This is a genomic window from Halobacteriovorax sp. CON-3 (assembly GCF_043196995.1).
Lineage (GTDB): Bacteria > Bdellovibrionota > Bacteriovoracia > Bacteriovoracales > Bacteriovoracaceae > Halobacteriovorax_A.
The window spans coordinates 787,096-810,327 of record NZ_JBEBNA010000001.1 but is presented as its reverse complement, the minus strand read 5'-3'; the positions used below and the strand labels follow the sequence as shown (position 1 = coordinate 810,327).

The following is a 23,232-nucleotide window of genomic DNA, read 5'->3' as shown; positions in this document are numbered from 1 at the left end:
TTAGTTCCTTGAGAGCTTACCAATTTCTTCGAAAAAGATGAAATTAACGCACATCTTCAATTATCTTTTATACTTGGTCATATTGTGTTAATCGTGATAAAAATTATTTATGAGAACGTTGATATTAATCGCCACACTTTTTAGTCTAAGTGCTTTTGCTAATAAAGTACCTAGGCAGAGAATTAAGATATTCAATCAAAAACTTCATAAGGAAGATAAGGTTGTAAAAGTCGACTACTTCACAAAAATTCCAAGTGTCGAATTTGATTTTTTCGACCCATATCAACAGCATAAGAAAATTAAAGTCACGGCACTTTCTCTAGAAAGTCTCTTTGTCTACTTTGCTCCTAGTGCTACCTCTGTGAAGCTTAAGGCGATTAACCTTTATAAGGTACATATACAAAGGAACGTCGAGCGTTCGAAAACGACTTATATTATGTATAAGCAAGATGGGAAGTGGCTTCAGAATTCAGAGCTAGGCCCTATGCGAATTATAAGAAAAGGCTTAGGGGTCATTGCTAAAGATAAAATTACTGAAGAGGGAGCTGACTGGATTTGGATGATAAATGAGATCGAATTCGTCTACTAGTAAGCTTTCTAATAAGCACTTATTCTATAGCTTTCTAATTATCCTTGTCCTTATGCTTTCAGCTGGATTTGGAGCAGGTCTTAGAATCTTTGACAAGGAAGAACACAGACTCTTTAACTCAAGAGTTGTTGCTAGGCTTTATTTTCATGTGGCCTATGCCATTCACGATACTCATAAAAAACTCATTAAATTCAAAGATACACCAACAATTGAGAACCTAGAAGATGCCTATTTAAGAATTGATGCTAGCTTTGGGCAAATTAGTGCTCTTAAGAGTGAGGCCTTCATCTTAGATGAGTTTGAGACGAAGTCGTTTCAAGACTACTTAAAAGTCGCAAATAAAATACTCACGTCTGCTCGAGGAATCATTGAAGGAGTTCTCACCAGGGCCGAAAGTACAGATGGTTATGAATTTCAGGAGAGTGACTTTAAGGAAATTGCTAAGTCGATTGTTATCTTAGAGCGCTTAAGTGATCTAAACCTAGAGCTTGAAAGTGAGTTCTGGCAGATCTCTGCTTATGTTTACGGTGATATCACTAGCTCTTTTGATTTTAAGCGTGCTGTCTACGTTGCTTCTTTTTCAGGGCTAACGATCTGCCTTATCGGTTTCCTCGTTATTCTTGTGCTAAAGATTCGAAGTGATGAAAGGCTTGAAGAAAAGAATGTCGAGCTCGTTAATAATTATCGTCTGGCAAACCTTGGTGAATTTGCGGCCAACGTTGCACATGAAATAAATAATCCGCTTACTGTACTTCTGTGGAGTGTGAAGAGATTAGAGAAGAACACGGTCGATGAGGAGGAGAAGAAGCGCTTTAATATGATTAAGAATCAGGCCCAGCGTATTGATCAAATTATTAAAGGGATCAAACTTCTTTCTAAAAATTCAAATCATCTCAACAATAGTGCCATTGATGTAGATCGACTTTTTGATCAACTACAAGAGCTGGTAATTCATAAATGTAGCGCAAATAATATTGCTTTAAATATCGAAGGTGACTGCGATGGTTGCCAGATTTGGGGAAAGGAAGTTCAAATTCTTCAGGTGCTAACAAATTTTGTTTCCAATTCTGTTGACGCAATTGAAGAGATGGAGAAGGGACGAATTACCATTCGCTATAAATCTAATAGTGAGAATCAGCTGATCATTCATATTGTTGATACAGGAAAAGGGATTGAGCTTAAGGATCAAAAGAAGCTCTTTGCTTATATGTATACAACCAAGCCTGAAGCCGGTATGGGGATTGGTTTGGCCCTTAGTACCCAGATTATTGAGTCCATGAATGGCCATATCAAGTACCTTAATGAAGAGAAGAATACGACATTTGAAATAATGCTACCTCTCTACCGTTATTCTTCTAAACATAAGTCATTGAAATCATAGGGCCTGCTCTCTACAACGAACTGTCTAAAAATCAAAGATCATATGTAAATCTTACAAGGCTCATTGAGACTGATGCTGCGTCGTAGTATATTCAATGGGAGAGAAAATACCCATGGAGGTAGAAATGTTTAACATTGGAGATTACGCAGTTTGCCCTGGCCACGGTGTGGGACAAATTGTGGACATCGAAGATCGCGAGGTGGGAGGACATAACCTTTCATTCTACATCATCAAAGTTGTAGCAAATGGAATGACTGTTATGGTTCCTACGAATTCCAAAGACGGAATTAGAGTACTCGTCGACGAGAATGAGATCAGTGAAGTATATGAACTTCTTAACGATCACGATGTAACAGTTGATAATTCAACTTGGAACCGTCGCTATAGAGACTATATGGAAAAGGTGAAGACTGGTTCACTTTTAGAGATTGCTGATGTCCTTAGATCACTTTTCTTATTAAAGAATAAGAAGAATCTTTCGTTTGGTGAAAAGAAAATGCTTGAGCAGTGTAGAGACTTAATTGTTCAAGAGATTTCAATCAAGAACGGGGCAGAGAAAACTGAAGTAAAAAATCAAATTGAGAGCTGTTTTAATTAATAGCTTTATAAGTTCAAGGTTCTTTTGAACTTATTCTCTTGTGTTGTGTGTGTGAAATAAGCGTTTGTGGGGTAACTTACAAACGCTTTATTTTTTTGTATCGATACCATCAAATTACAGACTTTCAAAATACCTTTTTTCAACGCTCTCTAGAAGTTCTTTTGGTGTAACTTCCATGATGTACTCTGTGTTGCCTTCGTAATTGATTCTTTCATGAATTGGTTTAAAGCCCCAGCGCTTAAATGATCGGGCCCTTATTTTATCCGCTTCAATGACAATGCGATCAAGGTTTTCGACTTTTTGTGCCGCAAAGGTAACTGCTGCTATGAGGTCATTCGCATTGAAAATGGAATCATTACCATCAACAGCAAAACGTCCAATCTCTGCGATAATTTCGCCCCTTTGTCTTTCTACTTCATGGCCTGTAAAGATCTCAAGAGGAAGCTTTTGATCGACTTCTTTTGAAAGAGTAATTGAAATTGTTCCCGAAATATCAATTTCATCCTTTTGTCTGGAAAGGTAGCGAATACCAGAGTCATCATATCCTTTAAAAGAGTATTTCATATAGGAGTTTCGAGCTGCTGCAAGAACGATTGTTCGGCCCTCTAATTGCTCCGTAATTTCTTTTAGCTTATCTAAGTCTTGGTCTTCAATATTTAGGCGATTCTTATACTCATTAAAGAGAAAGTCTCTAACGGTATTAACTAGCTCAGGGCGTGATTCATGATCTCTTACAGCATCAATCATATGAAAGGATGCCTTCACTTCATTATCATTCATATAGGTAAAGCTTTGGACTTTCTTTACACCTCTTTGAGCGGTGAAGAAGTTTTGATTGTAGTTTAAGCTATTTAAAAAATTTGCAAACATCGTTTGGTAACTTATCTCTTCACTTTCATTTGCAGAAATATCAAAGATTGAATTGCTCGTTGAGGTCGAGTTATCAAAATGGACAAGAGTTCTTATTCTGCCGTGAGAGTCTACATGAACTGGTTCGTGTAACTTATAAGAGTTATCTCCAAGCTGTGCATATGGGACGTAGTCCAATTCTCCGCGGTAAAATTTGATAAGAGTATTGATTCGTTGATATTCACCAAGAAGATAATCGGTTACTTCTTTTTCATCTTTCTTATGAGCTTCATAAATAATCGTGCTGATATCATTTTGATACTTATAAAGTTTGGAAATATTATTCTCATATTGCTTTTGATGATAATCGCTTAGCTGTGAAAGGGGAGTTGTGGCCTTTACTTTATCGGCCTTAATAAGATGCTGCTGATTAAGAGGAATTTTTCTATTACCTCTTAAAGTAGTAAAAACTAAATGGCCATCTTCTATCTTACGATCTAGTCCTGAACGATGAATATAAGAAAGGTTAATGCCCTTATACTTATCTTTCAGATATCTCATGATTTGTGCAGTCTTTGTGTCATACTTAGGATCTGTTCCAAAATTAACAAATTCAGAGATGGCCTCAAGACAGGAATTAGGCCTATTAACACTTGCGATTGAACGACGTGCAACTTCATCCTTACTCAGAAAAAAACTAAGAATAACTAGAATGGAAAATACACAAGATATTAAAACCTTCACCAATATCTATTCGGAATTTCGAGGATTATTCTTTAGCTATTTAGTCGGTTAATGATCGTATCAAGCCTTTTTGTATAGGCCTTAACCTCTTCTTCTGGATCAATTACATTGTAAAGGCTTAATATCTGGATGATGGCACCTGTTAGAAACTCATGAATGGCCTGACCAGCAAGCTCTGGGTTTAGGTCTTTTACGAGCTCTCCATCCTCTTGAGCACTACGAACGAGCTCGATAATTCTCTTTCTACCGGTGTGAATGAGGTTAGCTGCAGTTTGTGAGACCTTTTGATCAATTGAGGCCCGATAGTATAGATAGAGAATGGTTTTTGCCTCGTTAGGACGGTCAATGAGCCATTGGAAATTAGCGAGACAATGTTTTTTTAATTTTGTTAGAGAAGTATCTTCTTCGCAAATTGTGTTAATGACTCTAGCGTGATTCTTTGTAACGATATACTCAAGAACCCCAAGAAAGAGCTGAGACTTATTTTTAAAGTAGTGAAAAACTGCAGACTGACTAACTCCAAGAGTATTTGCAATTTTTTGAAAGGATGCACCATCAATACCTTTCTGCGCCATCTGATCAATTGCTGTTTCAATGATCGCGGTCTTTCTTTTCTCACCTTTAGGTGTTTCACCTACACTCATTTTAAATCCTAATAACAATTCGTATTTTGACTATCATATAAACTTTCTATCGAGTTTACAAAATCTAACTTGGTTATATTAATGATACCTCAATTTCACTGTTTTAAACTAAGATAATGAGATAAAATAGGCACATGAGTGAAAATGTATTTAATTTAAAATCAAAGTTTAAGCCTTGTGGAGATCAGCCTGAGGCGATTAAAACAATTGTTGAAAAGTTATCTAGTGGGACTAAAGAGCAAACATTACTTGGAGTAACAGGTTCTGGAAAAACATTTACCATGGCCAATGTTATTCAAAAGCTTGGAAAGAAAACTCTTATTCTTGCTCATAATAAAACACTTGCAGCACAGCTCTATGCTGAGTTTCGTGAGTTCTTTCCCGATAATGCTGTTGAATACTTTGTTTCTTACTATGACTACTATCAACCAGAAGCCTATGTTCCTGGTAGTGATACATATATTGAAAAAGACTCATCAGTAAACGATGAGATTGATAAGCTTCGCCACTCTGCAACTCGTTCACTATTAGAGAGAGATGATGTCATCATCATTTCATCTGTGAGTTGTATTTATGGGATTGGTTCTCCTGATGAGTATGCAAATATGAGGGAGACTCTCTTTGTCGGTGATGAGAGAGATCGTGATGAATTCTTAAAGTCACTTGTGGCCATCCAGTACGAAAGAAATGATATCGACTTTGTTCGTGGTTGTTTTCGTGTACGTGGTGATATCGTTGAAGTTTTTCCGGCCCACGAGGATTCAAATGTTGTACGAATCGAATTCTTTGATGATGAAATCGAAAGTATTACAATTGTTGACCCTTTAAGGGGAACTAAGATTCAAGCACTTCAAAAAGTGACAATCTATCCAAAGTCTCACTATGTCGTTGGTGAAGAGCGAATGGAGCATGCTTTAAAAACAATTAAAGTAGAGCTTCGAGAAACACTACAGGATTTAGAGAAGAAGAATAAATTAGTTGAGAAGCAAAGACTTGAGCAGAGAACTCTTCTGGATATTGAGATGCTAGAGGAGATGGGCTTTTGCTCAGGGATCGAAAACTACTCTCGTCACATGACTGGAAGTGAGCCTGGGGATCCTCCTCCGACTCTTATTGATTTCTTTAGAAAAGACTTTCTGATGATCATCGATGAGTCCCATATCACTGTGCCTCAGGTTGGTGGAATGTATAGGGGAGATAGAGCAAGAAAGATGAATCTTGTTGATTATGGATTTAGACTTCCTTCTGCTCTTGATAACCGTCCTCTTAACTTTGAAGAGTTTAAAACTAAACTAGACGATATTCTTTATGTGTCTGCGACTCCGGGAAATTATGAGTTGGAGAGAACACATGGAGAGTTTGTTGAGCAGATTATTAGGCCAACTGGTCTTCTTGATCCCATCATTGAAGTAAGGGATGCAACTAATCAGGTTGATGACCTTTTAGTTGAAGTTAAGAAGATTATTGAAAAAGGTCAAAGAGTTCTAATTACGACACTAACAAAGAAGTTGGCCGAAGAGTTAACTAATTTTTATCACGGTAGTGGGATTAAGGTTAAGTACCTCCATAGTGATATTGATACGATTGAACGAGTTGAGATTATTCGCGATCTTAGGCTTGGTGAGTTTGATGTTCTTGTGGGAATTAACTTATTAAGGGAAGGGCTTGATATACCAGAGGTTTCACTTGTTGCTATTTTAGATGCAGATAAGGAAGGGTTCTTAAGGTCGGAAAGATCACTTGTTCAAACAATCGGACGAGCTGCTCGAAATAGTGATGGTAAGGTTCTGATGTATGCTTATCAGACGACGAAGTCGATGGAGCGTGCAATTGGCGAGACAAAGAGACGTCGAGCGATTCAGATGGAGTATAACGAGGCCAATGGGATTACTCCACAGACAATTCTAAAAGAAGTATCTGGTGGAGTTATTGAGACTCTTCGTGGAAATAAGAAGAAGGGGAAAAAGAGCGCTCCAAAAGAAGTTACGATGTCTCCTGATGAGATTAAAAAGCGTATTGCTGAGCTTAAGCTTGAAATGAAAGAAGCTTCTAAAGATCTACGTTTTGAAGATGCTGCTAAGATACGAGATGAAATTAAGTTCTTAAACGAATCATTTCTAGTCTTTGGCTAACTTCAGTCGTGATCGGCATGCTCTTTAAGAAATTAAAAAGTCCCAGGGCATGGCCATGACGAATAGAAAATTCATCTGCTTCAATTTGTTTTGTCATCTCACTTAACTGTGACCTCATCGTAAAGTGACGATAGTAGAGGTGTCCTAATTCGTGGAAGATGACAGCTTGGGCCATCTCATTATCTGCGGAACGAATCATTTTGAGTAATTGAGGGTAGATAAGAACAAAAGTTTTATCACCATGAGATGGGATAACACTTGAGTACATTCCTTGGCTTTCTAAAAAAACGAGTTGTCCATAAGATGCTAAGCTTTCACATTCCTCATCATCAAGTTGGCCAAGTATATCTTGAAAGAATCTGAAAATATGTGGGTTTGAAACAATCCAATGGTGTGCTGGATCAGAAAAGTCCACTAATGGTAGGTTTTGTTCTTCAGTATTCTTTGTAAATGTTTTCTTTATTGCGTTTATCATACATTCTTCATCGGATCGAAACTTTCGTGACATCAGTTTCAGAGTACATTAGGCCGTTACTAGGTAAGCTTTGCCAGCTATAATCGATAAAATATTAAATAGTTACAATATAAATATGAATAATAAACAATTAACCTGCCTCTTTTTCTCCCTTATGTTTAGCTTCTTATTATCTAATGATGTCTATGCTCAACAGAGAATGGAGAGGGCCGAAGCATTTATTGTGACGGCCATGCCTAGTTATTACAAAGTCATCTCTCCTGCCAAGACGAGGAATGGTAGGGTCGCGGTTATTGTTCAGAATAAAACTCTCACTCCTATCCGTGGGAAGTTTATTGATGAGTATGATAAGAATTTAAAATTTATTACAGTTAAGTCTGATATGGAAGTTAGTGTTGAATTTGATTTTAATACTAAGAAGAAATTTTTCTTCGTTCCACTAGACCCTGCTTTTCAAAAAGTAGTCTTGAATATAGGTAAGTCGGCGTATGAGATTCCTTCGCAAAAATAATTCAAAGAAAACCATTATTGTTATTTCTGATGTTCATTTAGGAGCAGGAGAGTATGTTGATGGTGTAAGAAATTATCTAGAGGACTTTCATTATGATGAAGAGCTCGTGGACTTTCTTGAATACTTTAGTAAAGAGGAATATGCCAATAAGGAAGTCGAGTTAATTATTAACGGTGACTTCTTTGATCTCTTGGCCGTACCTTATATAAAAGTTTATGATGATGAGTTTTGGTCAGAAGAATCTTCTTTAAAGAAGCTAAAGATGATACTTGAAGCTCACAAAGAAGTTATGCAGGGCCTTAATGATTTTCTTAAAGCAAAGAATAAGAAAATAACTTTTATCATTGGAAATCACGATGCTGAGCTAGTCTTTAAATCACTACAGGATTTAGTCCTAGAATGTTTTGATGAGAGTGTTCGCTCACGCTTTGAAATTCGTCACCTAAATGACGAGTATCGCCCGGCCGATCGAGTGGTGTTAAAGCATGGACATGAATACGAGATAGCTCACACCTTTGATGAAGAACATTGTATTATTGAAGATGAGTCGGGGAAGAGATACTTTAATCCTCCTTGGGGATCATACTATGTAACAAGGGTTATCAATAAATTTAAGGAAGAACGTGACCACGTTAATGCAGTAAGGCCAATTAATAAATTTCTTATCAATGGGCTAATTTACGACACATTCTTTACGCTTAGATTTATGCTGGCAAATGTAATCTATTTCATTATGGTACGTTCAATTTTTCTCTTTAAAATAAGTGATAACTTTGGTGATTGGCTTAAGCTTTTCTTTAAAGAGCTTACACTATTTCAAGATTATGAATCTCTAACTTTTGACTATCTTCAACAGGCCGAGGATACAGACGTTCTCATTGTAGGTCACACTCATGAGCCGATTTGCCGTACATATTCTAACGGTAAAACATTTATCAATACGGGAACATGGACTCGTATGTATAATCTTGATTTTGGGAAAGGGACTGGAACAACTCAGTTAACTTTTGCAAAGATTGAGGTGATGGATAGCAAGAGTGATGAGGATGTAAAGATTCAGGCAAACCTTCATACTTGGATGGGACGTAATACTCTTCCATATGGAACGTTTAGCTAGAGATTTAAGACACTCGTAACATGAGGCCTAATTCGTCCACTATAGTTAACATTTAGGCCATTTACGCCGGCCCCCGCATCAATCATATAGACAACACTACTTAGTGATGTTTTTTCTCCTGTGATTAATCCGTAGCTATATTCCATTATATGGGAGATGAACTCTAGGATCTCGCTACTAAGGTTTAGACCTGCTTGTGATATTTGGTCTGGCATACCTGAGCCATCATATTTTTCGTGATGACTATCGATGAGCTTTTTACATGTGTCACTAAGTTTAATTCCACTCTGATCAATGAACATACGACTGTATTTAACGTGCTTGTAATATTGTTCTCTTTGGTCTGGCGTAATTTCGGTGTGATTGCCGTGAGTGATATTAGGAGAAATTTGAGTCAGGCCAATATTTGCTAAGAATGAAGCACAAACTAAATCTGCCAAGTCATTAGTCTTGTCGATCATTAGTTTTTTAGCAAAGAAGTAGCTTAGGGCAACAATACGATTGGTCAGATTATCTTTATTAAGATGAACACCTGCAAAGTGACGTGCAAGGGATACAGTATGACTAATATCGATTGAAAAAAGCATAATTTCTTTTTGTGCCCTTAAGATTATTGGAAGAAAGTCATCCTTATCAATTGCCTTTGAAACCATACTACGAAGAGGAGGTAGTGCGATATGCTCACTAATTCTCTGTTCTTCGATGATATTTTCGTACTCTTTAAGTATTTCAATTTTTTGTTTCGTTTCCTCAATAACCTTAGGTTCAATCTCTTCAAGTTCGCCCACTGTTGCGAGGTAGGTCATCCTTTGTGATAGTTTGACAGCGATCTTGCCTTTTTTACTCTCTTCAATATAGCGAAGTAGCTCATAGCTATCTTTTGTTAAAGGCGTATTGGCCTTAAGAGATAGGTTATAGGTCTTATCTTTTAAGTTATAGACATAGAGTGAGAAAGCAAAAGTCTTAATATCCTTAAGGGAGCTTAATTTAATAAAGAAGTACGCTCTCATTTCTTACCTCCAAAGATTCCTTTAAAGAGTCCACTAACTGATTCAGAAATAGAACCACTCTTTTTTGATGCTACTTTTGTTAAGGCACGATCCTCTCCACTTAGGTAGCTCCCTTTTAAGACCTGGAGGCATAATTCGACTCTTTTTGGATTCTCACTAGATCTTGCAATTTCATCTTTTGAAGTTAGAAAGAGGAGGAAGTTATGATATTTTCCATTTTCTATAATAGGGATGTGATAATAGAGAAGCTCGCTTTGAAAAGTTGTATCATTCCAACTTGGTTTCCTCTTGGCCTTTAAGACATTCTTTATGGCATCAAAACGATCATCCACATCCTCATTACCTAGGATGCATTCATTTTGAATATTATAGACAACGACAGTTCCATGGCAGAAAGTATTAATATATTCATTTGTGAAGTTTTTGATACCATCGCCATCAATGACAAAATTCATGGCCTCGATAAAGAAGTTCATATCTTTTGGATCGGGAACAAAGATGGCGCCTAGGGCCTCTTCTATTTCTTGCTCATTTCGAAGCCTTTCGGCCTCCGCTTCAGCTAGTGCTTTGGCACGTTCGGCCTCAATTTCCTTCTGCTTTGCTTCCTCTTGTTTTCTTTTTGCTTCCTGTTGCTGTTGTAACTTTAGTTCTAGGGCAAGGCGCTCGGCTTCTTCTTTCTTCTTGGCCGCTAGGGGATCGTCGCCCTCGGCGAACTTAATTTCAAGCTCTTCCTTAGTGCCACCATCATACTCAGGCTGCTTGTCGAGGTTACTATAGTCGATAGTCTGCTCTCCGAGATCACCTTTTTTCTTATATTCAATACTCGGGCCGCCGGCCTTTGTCTCTTCGTCTTGTTCTTCTTTATTTCCTCTATTGAGGTCAAGATTGTGAACATTATCATATCTTTTATTCTTCTCTTTCGAGTGAGCATCAAGGGAAGCGAAGAGATCCTCATCGCCACTTTTCTTATTGTCTTTTTCTTGTGCTGCCCCTTTTCTTGCACCAGCTGCTTTAGCGCCTTCTTTTTGCTGTCTTTCTAGGCCCTTTTCATTATCAATAAGCTCATCATTTACTGGGCCTCTAGAGCTTAGTCTCTCTCCTGGCCTAGCGATCCCTTGATTGGATTGTAGCTCATCCAATGTCTTTAGGAGGTCGTCATCAAAACCATCGTCATCATCGTCAATATCATCTAGTGTTGGATCAATCTTGCCTTTTAAACTCGGGGCATTCTTCTTTTCATTAAAGTTAGATTTTTTTACATTATCAAGGCTTGCAAAGAGGTCTTCATCAGCACTCTTCTCATCATCCACATCCTCTAATGTAGGGGAGACGCTACCTTCAAGTGATCCTCCAGGATCACCCGCTTTATTTGTGGATTTCTTAACCTTGTCTAGACTTGCAAAAAGATCCTCGTCCGCATCTTTATCATCTTCAATATCATCTAATGTTGGAGAGACATTTCCTTGAAGAGCACCACCGAGATCATCTGCTTTATTTGATGATTTCTTTACGCTATCAAGGCTTTTAAAAAGGTCCTCTTCTGTTTCATCATCTTCAACATCTTCTAATGTAGGAGTTAGGCTTCCTTTTAGTTGGCCACCGAGTTCATCAGATTTTTGTGAACTCTTTTTTACATTATCGAGACTTTTAAGAAGGTCATCTCCAAAATCATCTTTATTTTTGTCTACGTCATCTAAAGTAGGGGACGTTTGACCTTTCAGGTTTCCACCAAGGTCTTTATTTGATTTACTAGATTGTTGCTCTAGACTTTTAAAGAGATCCTCTTCAAAATTAATCTCTGGAGAGGCACCTTCCTTATTGTTCTTATCAACTGAACCTTTTAGGTGACCTGGAGCCTGGTTATTTTGTTTTTGATGAGCACTTAAGTCTTTTAGTGACATTCCTCGCTCTTCAATCTCCTCCCCATCGCTATAGTCTGCATAGGTACTATCATCAAAGACATCTTTATTATCTTTTTGAGCTGCAGACTTTGCGACATTGCCCTTTAGGTGACCACCGTTGCTATTTCGTTCGGCCTCTTTCTTATCTTCATAATTATTTTCAGGAGCAAGGGCCTTTTCCTCTCCACTTTTAAGCTCCATTTCTGCGGCTTCTTCGGCTTTCTTTAGAGACCTTAGAATAAGGTTTACTTTATATTCTAATGTTTTTGCGGGAACAGGTTCTTGAATATATTCAGTAAGGCCAATCTTTCTAAACTTCTCTAAAGTCTTAGGAGGGATAGATTTTGAGTTAATTAAAAGCACCTTAACATTATTCTTATGAATGAATTTTCTTAGGGGCTGAATACATTGAGCGGTCTTCTTAGGACTACTGGCAATAGTGAGTGACTGGCCAATCGTGGGAATTAGTTGATTATATTCCTCGGGACTTTCAACTTCATAGATTTCGATACCTTCTGCTTCCGCAGATGCTTCAATCGTTTCCTTGAGCTTCTTTACAGTTTCTGTAAGAGGCTCGAGAAATATGAGTGGTTTCCCTTCTTCCATATAGGTCATTATCGGTGAATTATTTATTTTATTTATAAACTTATCATTATAGAGTCTAAAAAAATTAGGGATTTTGGAACGCTTTCTAAATTTTAGAAAATGTAAAAAAAAATATAAAATAATTTAATATTTTCCTAAAGCTTTCATTTTCACCTCCGAGAAGATTCATGTTAGGTCAGAAGACTTAATTAAAAAGTTAATAAAATTCACAAGAGCAGTATGCTCATTGTTCCAATGGTCGGGACAACCCTGAGTACGGGGGGGAAATAGATCACGGAGGTATCACAATGGGTATGCGTATTAACACAAATGTAACGTCTTTAGCTGCACAAAGATCATTAGGTCAATCAAATTCAGCTCAATCAAAGTCATTAGAAAAACTATCATCTGGTACAAGAATTGTACGTTCAGCTGACGATGCTGCAGGTCTAGCAATTTCTGAGAAATTAAAAGGGCAAATTAGATCAACTAATCAAGCAGAAAGAAACGCGAGTGACGGTATTTCAATGATTCAAATCGCAGAAGGTGGTCTGAATGAAGTATCAAACATCTTAGTAAGACTAAGAGAACTATCTGTACAAGCTGCATCGGACACAGTAGGTGACACTGAGAGACAGTTTACAGATCTTGAATATCAAAACCTTAAGCAAGAGATCCAAAGAATTTCAGAAGTTACTGAGTTTAACGGAAAGAAACTTCTAACTGGAACTGGTGATAAGTTTGATATCCAAATCGGTATTAATAATGATGATTTCCAAGATAGAATTCAATTTGATACGAATGTTCTGAATTCTTCTCTTGAAAACCTAGGTGTTGCTGATCTAGAAGTTGGATCAAAAGAAGGTGCTCAATCTGCACTTGCAAACCTAGACACTGCAATTGAAAGTATTGCAGGACAAAGAGCTGAGCTAGGTGCTAAGCAAAATAGATTAAATTCTACAATTAACAACCTACAAATCAGTTCAGAAAACTTAAGTGCAGCGAACTCTCGTATCAGAGACACTGACTACGCAGCTGAGACAGCGAAGAAAGCTAAGAATGATATTCTTGTTAACGCTGGTTCTTCAGTACTTGCTCAGTCTAATTCTCAAGGTGCTGCAGCTCTAAAACTAATTGGTTAATTAAAACCACAATAATTACTGCAAAAGGATGGCCCCGCGAATGCGGGGCTTATTTACTTGCCATCCACCTAGTGAGTAAATTCTGATTGAATCTCTGAGTTAATTAAAAGCTCAACCCCAAGGCCATCCAAGGCATCAAGAACTTCATCAAATTGATCTTTTACGATTGTGATCGTCTCACTATTAAAATTTTCATTTAAATGGTTTTGTAAGAGAGCAAGGTAGTTTGCCGCCTCAACGCTTCCAAGTGAAATTGAATCATTGATAAGATGATTAAACTTCATATTAATGATTGATTGAAAATTCTCCCAGTCTTCAGGATTAACTTTTAAGTATTCAAGTTGATGACTAAGGTGCTTCATTCGTCCTTGTAAATTTCTTGCTTGAAATTTCTTTAGTTCTAATTCATTCATCTAGACCCTCCTAGTGCTCTAGTAGGTCTATCTTAATTGATTTTGTAATTGAGTTGTTACAGCTTTGTTAGATGTATGAAAACTTTGGATTAGTCGATTGCTTGAACTTGGATACCGTTCTCTTTTAGCTTCTTTGTAAACTCACCATCACCTTCGATGAGGTTACCAGCAAAACTTCCATCGTAGACAAGACCTGCTCCACACATTGGTGACTTTGATTTTAAGAGGGCCTTGGTACATGAGTTTTCCAATGCTATCTCTAAAGATCTCTGGGCACCTAGTTCATAGTTGACACTGACGTCTTCTCCGTCAATTGTAATGAGCTTTCCATCAACATTTTCTGCTGGTGGACGAGGAGTGGGAAGTCCTCCAAGCTCTTCTGGGCATACAGCGATGGCCTTGCCTTGAGCAACTAGGTCACTTATAAGTTGTTGTTTTTTGTGCTCACCGTCATATCGACACTTCTTACCGGCCAAGCATGCACTTACGATCATCATATTTAACAAGAATACGTTAAAATCGTCGATTTCGCCACTGTGTGTCGAGGATTCTTGAATAAATTACAATATCATTATTGAAAATCCTATTTATGGTAAAAAATCGGACTAAATGAAGTTTTTGGAGACGGACTTTGCTTAAGGCATTAACACTTATAACTATCTCTCTTCTTGTTCTATGTTCATGTGGAACTCCTGGCGGAGATGATGGTGCTAAAAAGAATGTGACGAGACAGACCTCGAAATTAGAGACCTCAACGAAGGTTAAGTTCGACTGTTTCGAAGAGGGACAGTGTACTGACTCATTCATTCTCTTTATCAATAGCGCAGGTGAGTTCCCAACATACTGTACTGGTTATATGGCCGATGAACAGCATATGGTTGTTCCATCACATTGCGTGGCCGAGGCAAAATGTAGTTCTATTGCAGCAAAGACAACAAATGGCCGAGTATATCAGTGTGGTGAAATTCTTGCTGGCCAATCACAATTCAACGAAGAAAAAACTTATAATGGAAATTTCACTACGATCAAATTTAAAGAAGTGATTCCTGGAAACTATGCTGAAATTTCAGATAATAAGATGAGTGACTTTAGTTACTACCAATTATGGTTCATTAAGAAGAAGCTTGATAATACTGGTTATGAACTTAACCGCATGAGATATAACTGTCGAAAGACAAATAATAATGTTCTCTTTCCAAGTAATAATGATGATTCTTCAGCAGTTGCTATGAAGAATTGTAATATCCGCGATGATTCAATGGGTGGTGGAGTTGTTGATACAAGAACAGGAGATGTTCTTGGGCTTGTTCATGGATCGATTAATGAAGATAAGACCTTTAGACGATTTATGCACGGAAGAAAAGGATCTACTCTTACTCTAGCAACACCAATTAAATGTATCTTGAAAACATTTAACCTTGATGATGAGGGTGGTGAAGAAGCTAGCTACTGTAATGATCCTGTTTATCGCCCTGGTACAGCACAGCACTCTAAGCAATTAGCTGACTTATTTAGATTTAATAATCGTCGAATTGATCATGTTTTTTCTAGGCTTGCAGGAATTGGTGATAATTACATTCGCTACCGTGAGTTCTTTGCTCTAAGTTATGAAAGTATTCCTTATCAGTACCCAAGGGTTAGGATTTGTGAATTTCAACCTTACCTAAATCGTAGTTATGAAATTTATGGACGTGACTTTATCACGACTTGTATTGATGCTAATCTCGATATTGTATTTAGAGAAAGTCATTTAGAGAAATCATTCTCAATCTATGATGACTTTGGTGATATTGCTCTTAAAGTATTATACTAATAAAAAAAAAGGCCTTCATGACGAAGGCCTTTTTTATTATCTATCTAGAATAGTGCATCAAACCACATTTTCCCTTCTCGAGTATTGCAGTCAGATTCCCATAGGTGTTTCACTTCAAGGTAGGCCTTGATACCTTCTTCTCCCATTTCACGTCCAACACCAGATTGCTTAAAGCCTCCAAATGGCATTCCTGGATTAAGTAGGTGATACTCATTAATCCATACAGTTCCTGCTTCAACTTCTTTTGCAATATTAAGCGCACGCTCTTCATTCTTTGACCATACAGCACCTGCAAGTCCGTAAATTGAATTATTTGCTAAAGAGATTGCTTCTTCTTGCGTTGAAAATTTTGTGATTCCAACAACTGGACCGAAAATTTCTTCATGCCAAATTGTATTATCAGGAGTGATCTCAAATGCTGTTGGTTGGATATAATAACCCTTGGCAAAGTCACCATCAGTGATACGTTCACCACCATAAATAAGCTTTGCACCTTCTTCTTTTGTCTTATTGATATAACCCATGATTGTATCAAATTGCTTTTCTGAAACAACCGGACCAAATCCTGTTGTCTTCTCTGGCGTTGGGCCAATAGCAATTTGAGCAATTCTCTCTTTAAACTTTGTCATGAACTCATCATAAATCCCATCTTGAACAAGCAGGCGAGTACCTGAGTCACAAGCTTGACCTGAGTGGTAGAGGAATGCGTATAAAGCACCATCAACCGCAATATCAAGATCAGCATCGTCTAAAACGATATTGGCAGACTTTCCACCAAGTTCCATTGTTGTGTTCTTAATCTCTTGTGCACTTTGTTTTAGAATTTCACGTCCAACGGCCGTTGATCCAGTAAAGGCAACTTTAGAGATATCTTTGTGATTAACTAGGTATTGCCCTTCTTTGGCCCCACCAGTTACGATATTAACAACACCTTTTGGCACACCAGCATCAATAAGAACTTGTGCAAGCATCATTGCTGTTACTGGAGTTTCAATCGCTGATTTTAGAACTGTTGTACAACCTGTTGCTAGAATTGGCCCAATTTTCCATCCCGCCATAACAAGAGGGAAGTTCCATGGAATAATTTGTGCACAAACACCTACCGGCTCATAGCGACGAGTGTTCTTAGAAAAGCCAGCTCTTGTGGCCTTTTCATCAAGTTGTTCAAACTTGAAATTTGTTGCAACCTTACTCATGACTTTAAAGAAGCTTGCAGTGTTGTGAAGGTCTGCAGCGGCTTTTCTAAAAGTCGATCCACTGTCTTTAATTTCTTGTTCGATGAACTCTCTTTTTCTCTCTTTCAAAAGCTCCGAAACTTTTAACAAAATTTCTCCTCGCTTAGCAGGAGTCATGTCACGCCACTCTTTATTGTAAAAGGCCGTCTTTGCTGACTGTACCGCCTCTTCAAGGTCTGCAGTTGAAGGGATATGAACCTTCGCTACAAATTCACCGTTAGAAGGGTCAATTGAATCAACCATTTCACCAGTTGATGATGGCCTAATCTCTCCATTGATATATAATTTTACTTCATTCATGTCTTGCTCCTATTTACAATTCTCTACACTTAAAGAAACACCTTGCCCAACTCCGACACACATTGATGCAAGACCTTGTTTAAGGTTTGCATTGTCTTTCATGATATGAGTAAGTGTCGTTACAATTCTCGCTCCTGAACATCCAAGAGGGTGTCCAAGTGAGATCGCTCCACCACGTAGATTAATTTTTGATTCATCAAGGCCTAGTTCGCGAATACAACCAAGTGATTGAGATGCGAAGGCTTCATTTAGTTCGACAACATCAAAGTCCGAAATCTTCTTTCCAAACTTATCCATTAGTCTCTTTGTCGACTCGACAGGACCTAGTCCCATAATATTTGGATGAATTCCTCTCACTCCCGCACCAGTTAGCTTTACTAGAGGAGTTAGGTCGTGACGCTTTAAGAAGTCTTCACTCACTAGAGCAACACAAGCTGCACCGTCATTCATCATTGACGAGTTTCCGGCCGTAACTGATCCATCTTTTTTAAAGACTGCACGAAGACCAGCTAATGCCTCTAAAGTCGTTGAAGGACGAGGCCCTTCATCTTTTTCTACTGTTAAAGTTTGTTTTCTTAGTTTGATTTCAACAGGTAGAACTTCGTCGTTAAAGTCTCCATTCTCCCATGCTTGACAAGCTTTTTGGTGAGAGGCCAGTGCAAAACGGTCTTGATCCTCTCGAGAGATTCCAAGCTTTGCTACAACTTCTTCGGCCGTTTGTCCCATTCCTAATAGGGGAAACATTTCTTCCATTTTCTTATTTGGAAATCGCCAACCAAAAGTTGTGTCAAACATTTGCGAGTCTCGTCCAAATGGAGTTGATCCTTTAGAGATCACAAGAGGTGCTCTTGTCATACTCTCTGCTCCACCTATCAGAAGACAATCTGCCATCCCTAAGTTAATACGTGACCAACCATCGATAATAGCATCAAGTGAAGAAGCACAAAGACGGTTAAGAGTTACTCCTGGAACCTCAAAAGGAAGACCTCCAAGAAGTGCGGCCATACGTGCAAGGTTGCGGTTATCTTCACCTGCTTGATTTGCACAACCAACGATCACATCGTCAATTTCTTTCATGTCAAAATCAAAGTTTTGAGAAAAGTCACGAAATAGGTTGGCCAGCATGTCATCGACACGTAGGTGAGCAAGACTACCTCCTAGTTTTCCAATTGGAGTTCGCTTGGCATATACAATATATGCATCTCTATTATTTAAACTCATAGATTCATCCTTAATAGTCGTGATGGACGATAACGTGCATCACCTGTAATTTCTCTTAACTCTTCAAGAAGAAGTAAGATTTTTTCAACGCCAATTTTCTCAGACCACTCAAATGGGCCAAGAGGGTAATTTACTCCAAACTTCATTGCCTTATCAATATCAGCATTTGAGGCAAGGGCCTCTTCTTTAGCAAAGTATGCTTCATTTATAATTTGAGAAATTACTCTTGGATAAGTAAAGCCAATACCAATGTGGTTAACGATTTCTAAGTCAAAGCCAAGCTTTTTAAAAACATCAAATGTTGCTTCTTCAATAACGTCGTCTTTCATATAGAATTCAAAGCAGCTCTTTGGCGAATAGAAAGCTGCCGCCACTGCACCAAGTACATTCTCATATTGTCCGATAAGGTATTCACCCCAGTTTACTGTAAGATCTGAGACTATTGGCCCTCCGAAGACGATGTCGAGATGTTCATAGAGATCCATCTTTGAATTGCGATCAAAACACGTTAGGTCAATTACGAAGTCTGTTTCATCGAAGTCAACACCATCAAGTGTGTTGATACTATAAGGATCAACGACAATTGAAAGAAATTCACTTCCAAGAACATTCTTATAAAGAGGGTGGTTATCACTTACTAAAATTGTTTTATTCATAACGATAGAACCCCTCTTTTACTTTGCGTCCAATACGGCCACTATCAACCATTTCTCTTTGAATTTTATGTGGCCTAAAACGAGGTTCATAATAGTATGAGGCCCATACAGACTGCGTGACATCATAGTTGACATCAATTCCGATAAGATCCATTAATTCAAATGGCCCCATTCTAAAACCACCAACATTTTTCATGACACGATCTATTTCTGCGACCTGCTCTTGGTCATAATTTTCTAGGCGGTGAAAACTTTCGCCGTAAAAATTTCTGGCCACACGATTAACGATAAAGCCAGGAGAGTCCTTACATAGAGCAGGTTTTTTTCCATAGCGTTCAAACCAATCATAAAGGGCGTGAGCACAATCTTTTGAACTCCAAGGTGTTTCGATAATCTCCACAAGCTTCATAATTGTTGCTGGATTAAAGAAGTGCAGTCCTAGAAATTTCTCTCGACGAGATTTTGATAGGTCCTTTGCCATCTTTGTGATTGGGATTGATGATGTATTTGAAGAGAATATTGTTTCTTCTTTCATAACTTCATCAAGGCGTGCAAAGACTTGTTTTTTGATATCAAGGTTTTCGACAATTGCTTCAATAACAAGGTCGTGATCAACCTGATGATCTTTCATTTCAACGATGCTTAAATTGTTCTTAAATGCAGCAACTTCTGCTTCGTCAAATTTGGCCTTGCTTTGTAATTTATCCCAAGAAGAGTGGATGAGATCACCACTTGCTTGGGCCATCTCTAGGTGTTGGTCAACTAGTTCAACCTTAGCACCATGCTGGCAAAACCACTGGGCGATTCCTCGCCCCATAGTTCCTGCACCAATAACTAGTACACTTTTTATATTCATTAAATTATTACCTTTGTGGTTGTGCGTCTTCGTCGTAAACAGGAAGAACAAGTCCAGCTTGCTGACAAAGCTCTTCTACTTCTTTTACAAAAACATCGCGAACAACTGCATTTGTTCTCTTTTTAAGACCTAGTTTTACGTATAGGTCATTTGAGCGACCTTTAGTCGAACCAAAGACATTCATTACACGTGGCCACCAGATATTTAATCTTTCTTGTAGAAATTCTTTATTTTCACCTTCAGCAAGAATCTTGATCCACTTATCTCCGTGTGCAAGGTGCATGATTTCTTCTTTATAGATTCCTTCAATTCCTTTCTTCCAAGGAAGGTAGCTTGAATCAAGAGTGTCTTCTAACTGGTGACCTGCGGCCCTATCCATTAGGAAGTTAAATAGAATGAAGTCTTCCCAAAAGTTAATACCGTAGTAGAAGATATTTACACGGTAATCTTCTTTTAATCTTTGGAATCCAATTTGTGCTTCGTCTTCTGGCATCTTGAATCCAAGTTCTGACTTTTCAATATGTGAGTCAACATCTTCACCAAGACCTTTAAGAAGTCTGTAACAAACAGAAGCATGTCTCATTTCATCTTTAACGATTTGAGCAACAACAACTTTTTCTTGCATCGTTGGTGCCTTTTCAATCCATGGTGCATATCCTAGCGCTCCAGAGTATTCTGAATCGTGTTGCATCCATAGAAGGTTTCTTAGGGCCTTCTTATATAGAGGAGGTAATTCATCTCCCTTATCAAATTTCTTACCATTTTGAATGTCTTCAAATAATTGTAATTCTTCTTGAGTGTATTCTCTTGCTGCCATATGGCCTCCTTTTTTTAGGGTTCCAGCAGACTTTTACGTAAGCAAAGCGTCACTTAGTGATGCCATGCTTACGTAAAAGTCTGCTGGAACCCTTCATACTATTTTCCTAAAAACTTTGCTTGTCTCTTTTCAAAGAATGCCGATAGGCCTTCTTTGTAATCTTCACTATTTCCTAAGAATCTCTGATATGCGGTTTCGCGATCCATTGATTCTTTAGAAGTGCTGTCAATTGCAACACCAATATTCTCTTTAATTGCTTTCACACTAAGAGGTGCCATGGCATTAATTTGCCCTGCCCAAGCTTTCGCATCAGTTAATGCCTCTTCGCTGACTTTATTAATAAGGCCTGCGCTCTCTAATTGCTCACTAGTTAAGGGAGCATTGAAGAGAAAGTACTCCATCGCTTTCTTTGGCCCTAGTGCTTGAGTAAACATATGAGTTGAGCCAGCATCTGGACAAAGTCCTAGTTTTGAAAAACCTGAAACAAACTTGATTCCAGGCCTTGCTACAACTAAGTCACAGGCAAGAGCAACAGATACGCCAGCCCCGGCAACGACGCCTTCAACTGCTGCAATAACAAGCTTCTTTGAGTTTTTGATTGCATTTACAAGTGGGTTCCACTCTGTTTCAAGAGTGACTCCAAGATCAACTGGTTTTTCACCCGCTTGTACAGTGCGATCATTTAGATCTTGGCCTGTACAAAATCCTTTGCCTTTAGAAGCAAGAATAATGCAGCCAACTTCGTTATCTCTATTTAGTGTACGGATCGCAGAAATAATTTCTAACTTCGCCTCTTTTGATAGAGCACCGTAAACTTCTTCACGGTCAATTGTGATAACACCTGTGAAGGCTTCTTTTTCGATAATAATATTTTTAAACTCAGACATTTTAATTTCCTTTGTACTCTGGTGAGCGCTTTTCTAAGAAGGCACGCATTCCTTCTTTTTGGTCGCTACTTGCAAATGTGAGATAAAAATTTCTTCTTTCAAAATCAACACCATCGCTTAAGCTCATTTCAAAGGCCTTGTTAACAGACTCTTTGATAAGCTTAATGGCAACAGGTGCTTTATTTGCGATATTCTTTGCCATCTCAAAAGTTTCTTGAAGTAGAGTCGTGCTAGGAACAACCTTTGCAACGAGTCCCCAATCCATGGCCTCTTTTGCCCCAAACATTTCACCTGTCATGGCAAGCATCATGGCCTTCGATTTTCCAAGAGCACGTGTTAGTCTTTGAGTTCCACCAGCACCTGGAGTCGTTCCAATTTTAATTTCTGGTTGACCAAATTTTGCGCTATCTCCTGCAATGATAAAATCACAGTGCATCGCTAACTCACAACCACCACCAAGAGCGAAGCCATTTACGGCCGCAATGATTGGTTTTGTGATTTGAGCAAGTTGTTGCCAAGAACGAAAGCGATTATCATTGATTTGATCAATTGGAGTTGCTTCAACCATTTGTGCAATATCTGCACCAGCGGCAAATGCGCGGTCATCACCAGTTAGAATGATGACACGAACTTGTGGGTTATCATCAAGTTCGAAAAGTTTATCAACTAACTCTCTCATTAGATCTGTTGAAAGAGCATTCAAAACCTTAGGGCGATTAAGCTTCACTAGGGCGATATGCTCGTGTCCGTTATATGGAAATTCACAAAGGATATTACTCATTAAAATTTTCCTTATTAAAGAGTGATGACTTCTTCTTTAGCGAAGTGAACTGAAACGATCTCTTTAGCAAAATTAAATAGATCCTTTCCACATGCCATATTTTCTTCAGAGCTCATACCTGCTTTAAAGTCGTCTTTATTTTCAAATACCATTTCTGCGATAACGTGTAGGTCACTTGCTCCACGAGGAGTTCCCGTGATGCGGTTTAAGCGTAGCTCTTTCATGCTTGGAACTTTCTTTACAAGTGGAGTGTGAACTTCTGCATAGTGCTTTTCCCATGCGTCGATATCGTTTGGAATTTTATAAATGGCGATTAACTTGTACATAAGTATCCTTTCTTTGAAGTTGTGTCGTATTGTTTAAATTTTAGTTAATTAAATCAATATTGTAGGGATATGAAGGGCCTTTTGAATAGGCTAGTTGAGTCATTTTTTGACGTATTTTCAGTGGTTTAGATAAAGGAAAACCATATATTAGTTTAATCTAATGGAAAATATCAGTTTTTAATGACGCCATGTGAAATACTTTCAATAATAAACATTGCCTTTAGATTTTCGTCTATATTGCCGCATCTA

At 38.1% G+C, this 23,232-nt stretch carries 23 protein-coding genes; 8 read left to right on the top strand and 15 right to left on the bottom strand.

All coding sequences use genetic code 11. The annotated features are described in order from the left end of the window. The first annotated feature begins 109 nt into the window (after window positions 1–109). From ABMA72_RS03695 to ABMA72_RS03685, 3 genes are all read left to right on the top strand, one after another. Window positions 110–589, top strand: coding sequence for a hypothetical protein (locus tag ABMA72_RS03695; RefSeq protein WP_392856202.1), 480 nt, complete (start codon window positions 110–112; stop codon window positions 587–589). Beyond that, window positions 567–1,970 (top strand): sensor histidine kinase, encoded by a 1,404-nt coding sequence (locus ABMA72_RS03690; protein ID WP_392856200.1) that lies wholly within the window; start codon window positions 567–569, stop codon window positions 1,968–1,970. Before ABMA72_RS03695 ends, ABMA72_RS03690 begins: the two co-directional genes overlap by 23 nt. Before the next feature lie 124 nt (window positions 1,971–2,094). Next, window positions 2,095–2,568 carry a CarD family transcriptional regulator gene (locus tag ABMA72_RS03685; RefSeq protein ID WP_392856197.1) on the top strand — a complete coding sequence of 158 codons (474 nt, stop codon included), beginning with the start codon at window positions 2,095–2,097 and terminating at the stop codon, window positions 2,566–2,568. Window positions 2,569–2,682: 114 nt separating this feature from the next. On the opposite strand, the gene ABMA72_RS03680 is transcribed toward ABMA72_RS03685, so the two are convergent. Then, window positions 2,683–4,161 (bottom strand): hypothetical protein, encoded by a 1,479-nt coding sequence (locus ABMA72_RS03680; protein ID WP_392856196.1) that lies wholly within the window; start codon window positions 4,159–4,161, stop codon window positions 2,683–2,685. A gap of 32 nt (window positions 4,162–4,193) precedes the next feature. Beyond that, the gene (locus ABMA72_RS03675; RefSeq protein ID WP_393056108.1) at window positions 4,194–4,805 is read right to left on the bottom strand and encodes a TetR/AcrR family transcriptional regulator; all 612 of its coding nucleotides are present in this window, start codon (window positions 4,803–4,805) and stop codon (window positions 4,194–4,196) included. 134 nt (window positions 4,806–4,939) lie between these two features. On the opposite strand from ABMA72_RS03675, the gene uvrB reads away from it, so the two are divergent. Then, window positions 4,940–6,937 carry an excinuclease ABC subunit UvrB gene (uvrB, locus tag ABMA72_RS03670; protein ID WP_392856192.1) on the top strand — a complete coding sequence of 666 codons (1,998 nt, stop codon included), beginning with the start codon at window positions 4,940–4,942 and terminating at the stop codon, window positions 6,935–6,937. Here the strand turns inward: uvrB and ABMA72_RS03665 are convergent. Continuing rightward, window positions 6,900–7,412, bottom strand: a complete 513-nt coding sequence (locus tag ABMA72_RS03665; protein WP_392856190.1) for a M48 family metalloprotease — start codon at window positions 7,410–7,412, stop codon at window positions 6,900–6,902. The two genes, uvrB and ABMA72_RS03665, sit on opposite strands and share 38 nt — an antisense overlap. A gap of 115 nt (window positions 7,413–7,527) precedes the next feature. Between ABMA72_RS03665 and ABMA72_RS03660 the strand changes: the two genes are divergently transcribed. Further along, a complete protein-coding gene (locus ABMA72_RS03660) occupies window positions 7,528–7,923 on the top strand; it encodes a hypothetical protein (protein WP_392856188.1) in 396 nt (131 codons plus the stop codon). Beyond that, window positions 7,901–9,040 (top strand): metallophosphoesterase, encoded by a 1,140-nt coding sequence (locus tag ABMA72_RS03655; protein ID WP_392856186.1) that lies wholly within the window; start codon window positions 7,901–7,903, stop codon window positions 9,038–9,040. The genes ABMA72_RS03660 and ABMA72_RS03655 overlap by 23 nt, the downstream gene beginning before the upstream one ends. Here ABMA72_RS03655 and ABMA72_RS03650 read toward each other — a convergent pair. Beyond that, window positions 9,037–10,050 (bottom strand): HD domain-containing phosphohydrolase, encoded by a 1,014-nt coding sequence (locus ABMA72_RS03650; protein ID WP_393056106.1) that lies wholly within the window; start codon window positions 10,048–10,050, stop codon window positions 9,037–9,039. The genes ABMA72_RS03655 and ABMA72_RS03650 overlap by 4 nt on opposite strands. After that, the gene (locus ABMA72_RS03645; RefSeq protein ID WP_393056104.1) at window positions 10,047–12,557 is read right to left on the bottom strand and encodes a hypothetical protein; all 2,511 of its coding nucleotides are present in this window, start codon (window positions 12,555–12,557) and stop codon (window positions 10,047–10,049) included. Before ABMA72_RS03645 ends, ABMA72_RS03650 begins: the two co-directional genes overlap by 4 nt. 287 nt (window positions 12,558–12,844) lie before the next feature. Between ABMA72_RS03645 and ABMA72_RS03640 the strand changes: the two genes are divergently transcribed. After that, window positions 12,845–13,678, top strand: coding sequence for a flagellin (locus ABMA72_RS03640; RefSeq protein ID WP_392856180.1), 834 nt, complete (start codon window positions 12,845–12,847; stop codon window positions 13,676–13,678). A gap of 68 nt (window positions 13,679–13,746) precedes the next feature. On the opposite strand, the gene ABMA72_RS03635 is transcribed toward ABMA72_RS03640, so the two are convergent. Both ABMA72_RS03635 and ABMA72_RS03630 read right to left on the bottom strand, forming a co-directional pair. Next, on the bottom strand, window positions 13,747–14,091 hold the full coding sequence (locus ABMA72_RS03635; protein ID WP_392856179.1) for a hypothetical protein: 345 nt from the start codon (window positions 14,089–14,091) through the stop codon (window positions 13,747–13,749). Window positions 14,092–14,180: 89 nt separating this feature from the next. Next, window positions 14,181–14,588, bottom strand: a complete 408-nt coding sequence (locus ABMA72_RS03630) for a DUF523 domain-containing protein (RefSeq protein ID WP_392856178.1) — start codon at window positions 14,586–14,588, stop codon at window positions 14,181–14,183. 134 nt (window positions 14,589–14,722) lie between these two features. Here ABMA72_RS03630 and ABMA72_RS03625 point away from each other — a divergent pair, with 134 nt between their 5' ends. Then, window positions 14,723–15,904 (top strand): hypothetical protein, encoded by a 1,182-nt coding sequence (locus ABMA72_RS03625; RefSeq protein ID WP_392856177.1) that lies wholly within the window; start codon window positions 14,723–14,725, stop codon window positions 15,902–15,904. Between the two features lie 44 nt (window positions 15,905–15,948). On the opposite strand, the gene ABMA72_RS03620 is transcribed toward ABMA72_RS03625, so the two are convergent. The 8 genes from ABMA72_RS03620 to ABMA72_RS03585 all read right to left on the bottom strand — a co-directional run bounded on the left by ABMA72_RS03620 (window position 15,949) and on the right by ABMA72_RS03585 (window position 22,983). Next, window positions 15,949–17,439, bottom strand: coding sequence for an aldehyde dehydrogenase family protein (locus tag ABMA72_RS03620; protein WP_392856175.1), 1,491 nt, complete (start codon window positions 17,437–17,439; stop codon window positions 15,949–15,951). Window positions 17,440–17,448: 9 nt separating this feature from the next. After that, a complete protein-coding gene (locus tag ABMA72_RS03615) occupies window positions 17,449–18,660 on the bottom strand; it encodes a thiolase family protein (RefSeq protein WP_392856172.1) in 1,212 nt (403 codons plus the stop codon). Next, complete coding sequence (locus tag ABMA72_RS03610) at window positions 18,657–19,316, bottom strand: 3-hydroxyacyl-CoA dehydrogenase family protein (protein ID WP_392856170.1); 660 nt, start codon at window positions 19,314–19,316, stop codon at window positions 18,657–18,659. Before ABMA72_RS03610 ends, ABMA72_RS03615 begins: the two co-directional genes overlap by 4 nt. Then, window positions 19,309–20,172 carry a 3-hydroxyacyl-CoA dehydrogenase NAD-binding domain-containing protein gene (locus ABMA72_RS03605; RefSeq protein ID WP_392856168.1) on the bottom strand — a complete coding sequence of 288 codons (864 nt, stop codon included), beginning with the start codon at window positions 20,170–20,172 and terminating at the stop codon, window positions 19,309–19,311. Before ABMA72_RS03605 ends, ABMA72_RS03610 begins: the two co-directional genes overlap by 8 nt. Window positions 20,173–20,179: 7 nt before the next feature. After that, entirely contained in the window at window positions 20,180–20,989 is an 810-nt protein-coding gene (locus ABMA72_RS03600) for a Phenylacetic acid catabolic protein (RefSeq protein WP_392856165.1), read from the bottom strand. Window positions 20,990–21,087: 98 nt separating this feature from the next. Further along, window positions 21,088–21,876, bottom strand: a complete 789-nt coding sequence (locus ABMA72_RS03595) for an enoyl-CoA hydratase/isomerase family protein (RefSeq protein WP_392856163.1) — start codon at window positions 21,874–21,876, stop codon at window positions 21,088–21,090. Window position 21,877: 1 nt separating this feature from the next. After that, window positions 21,878–22,657 (bottom strand): enoyl-CoA hydratase-related protein, encoded by a 780-nt coding sequence (locus ABMA72_RS03590; RefSeq protein ID WP_392856160.1) that lies wholly within the window; start codon window positions 22,655–22,657, stop codon window positions 21,878–21,880. 14 nt (window positions 22,658–22,671) lie between these two features. After that, entirely contained in the window at window positions 22,672–22,983 is a 312-nt protein-coding gene (locus ABMA72_RS03585) for an EthD family reductase (protein ID WP_392856158.1), read from the bottom strand. Between the last annotated feature and the right edge of the window lie 249 nt (window positions 22,984–23,232).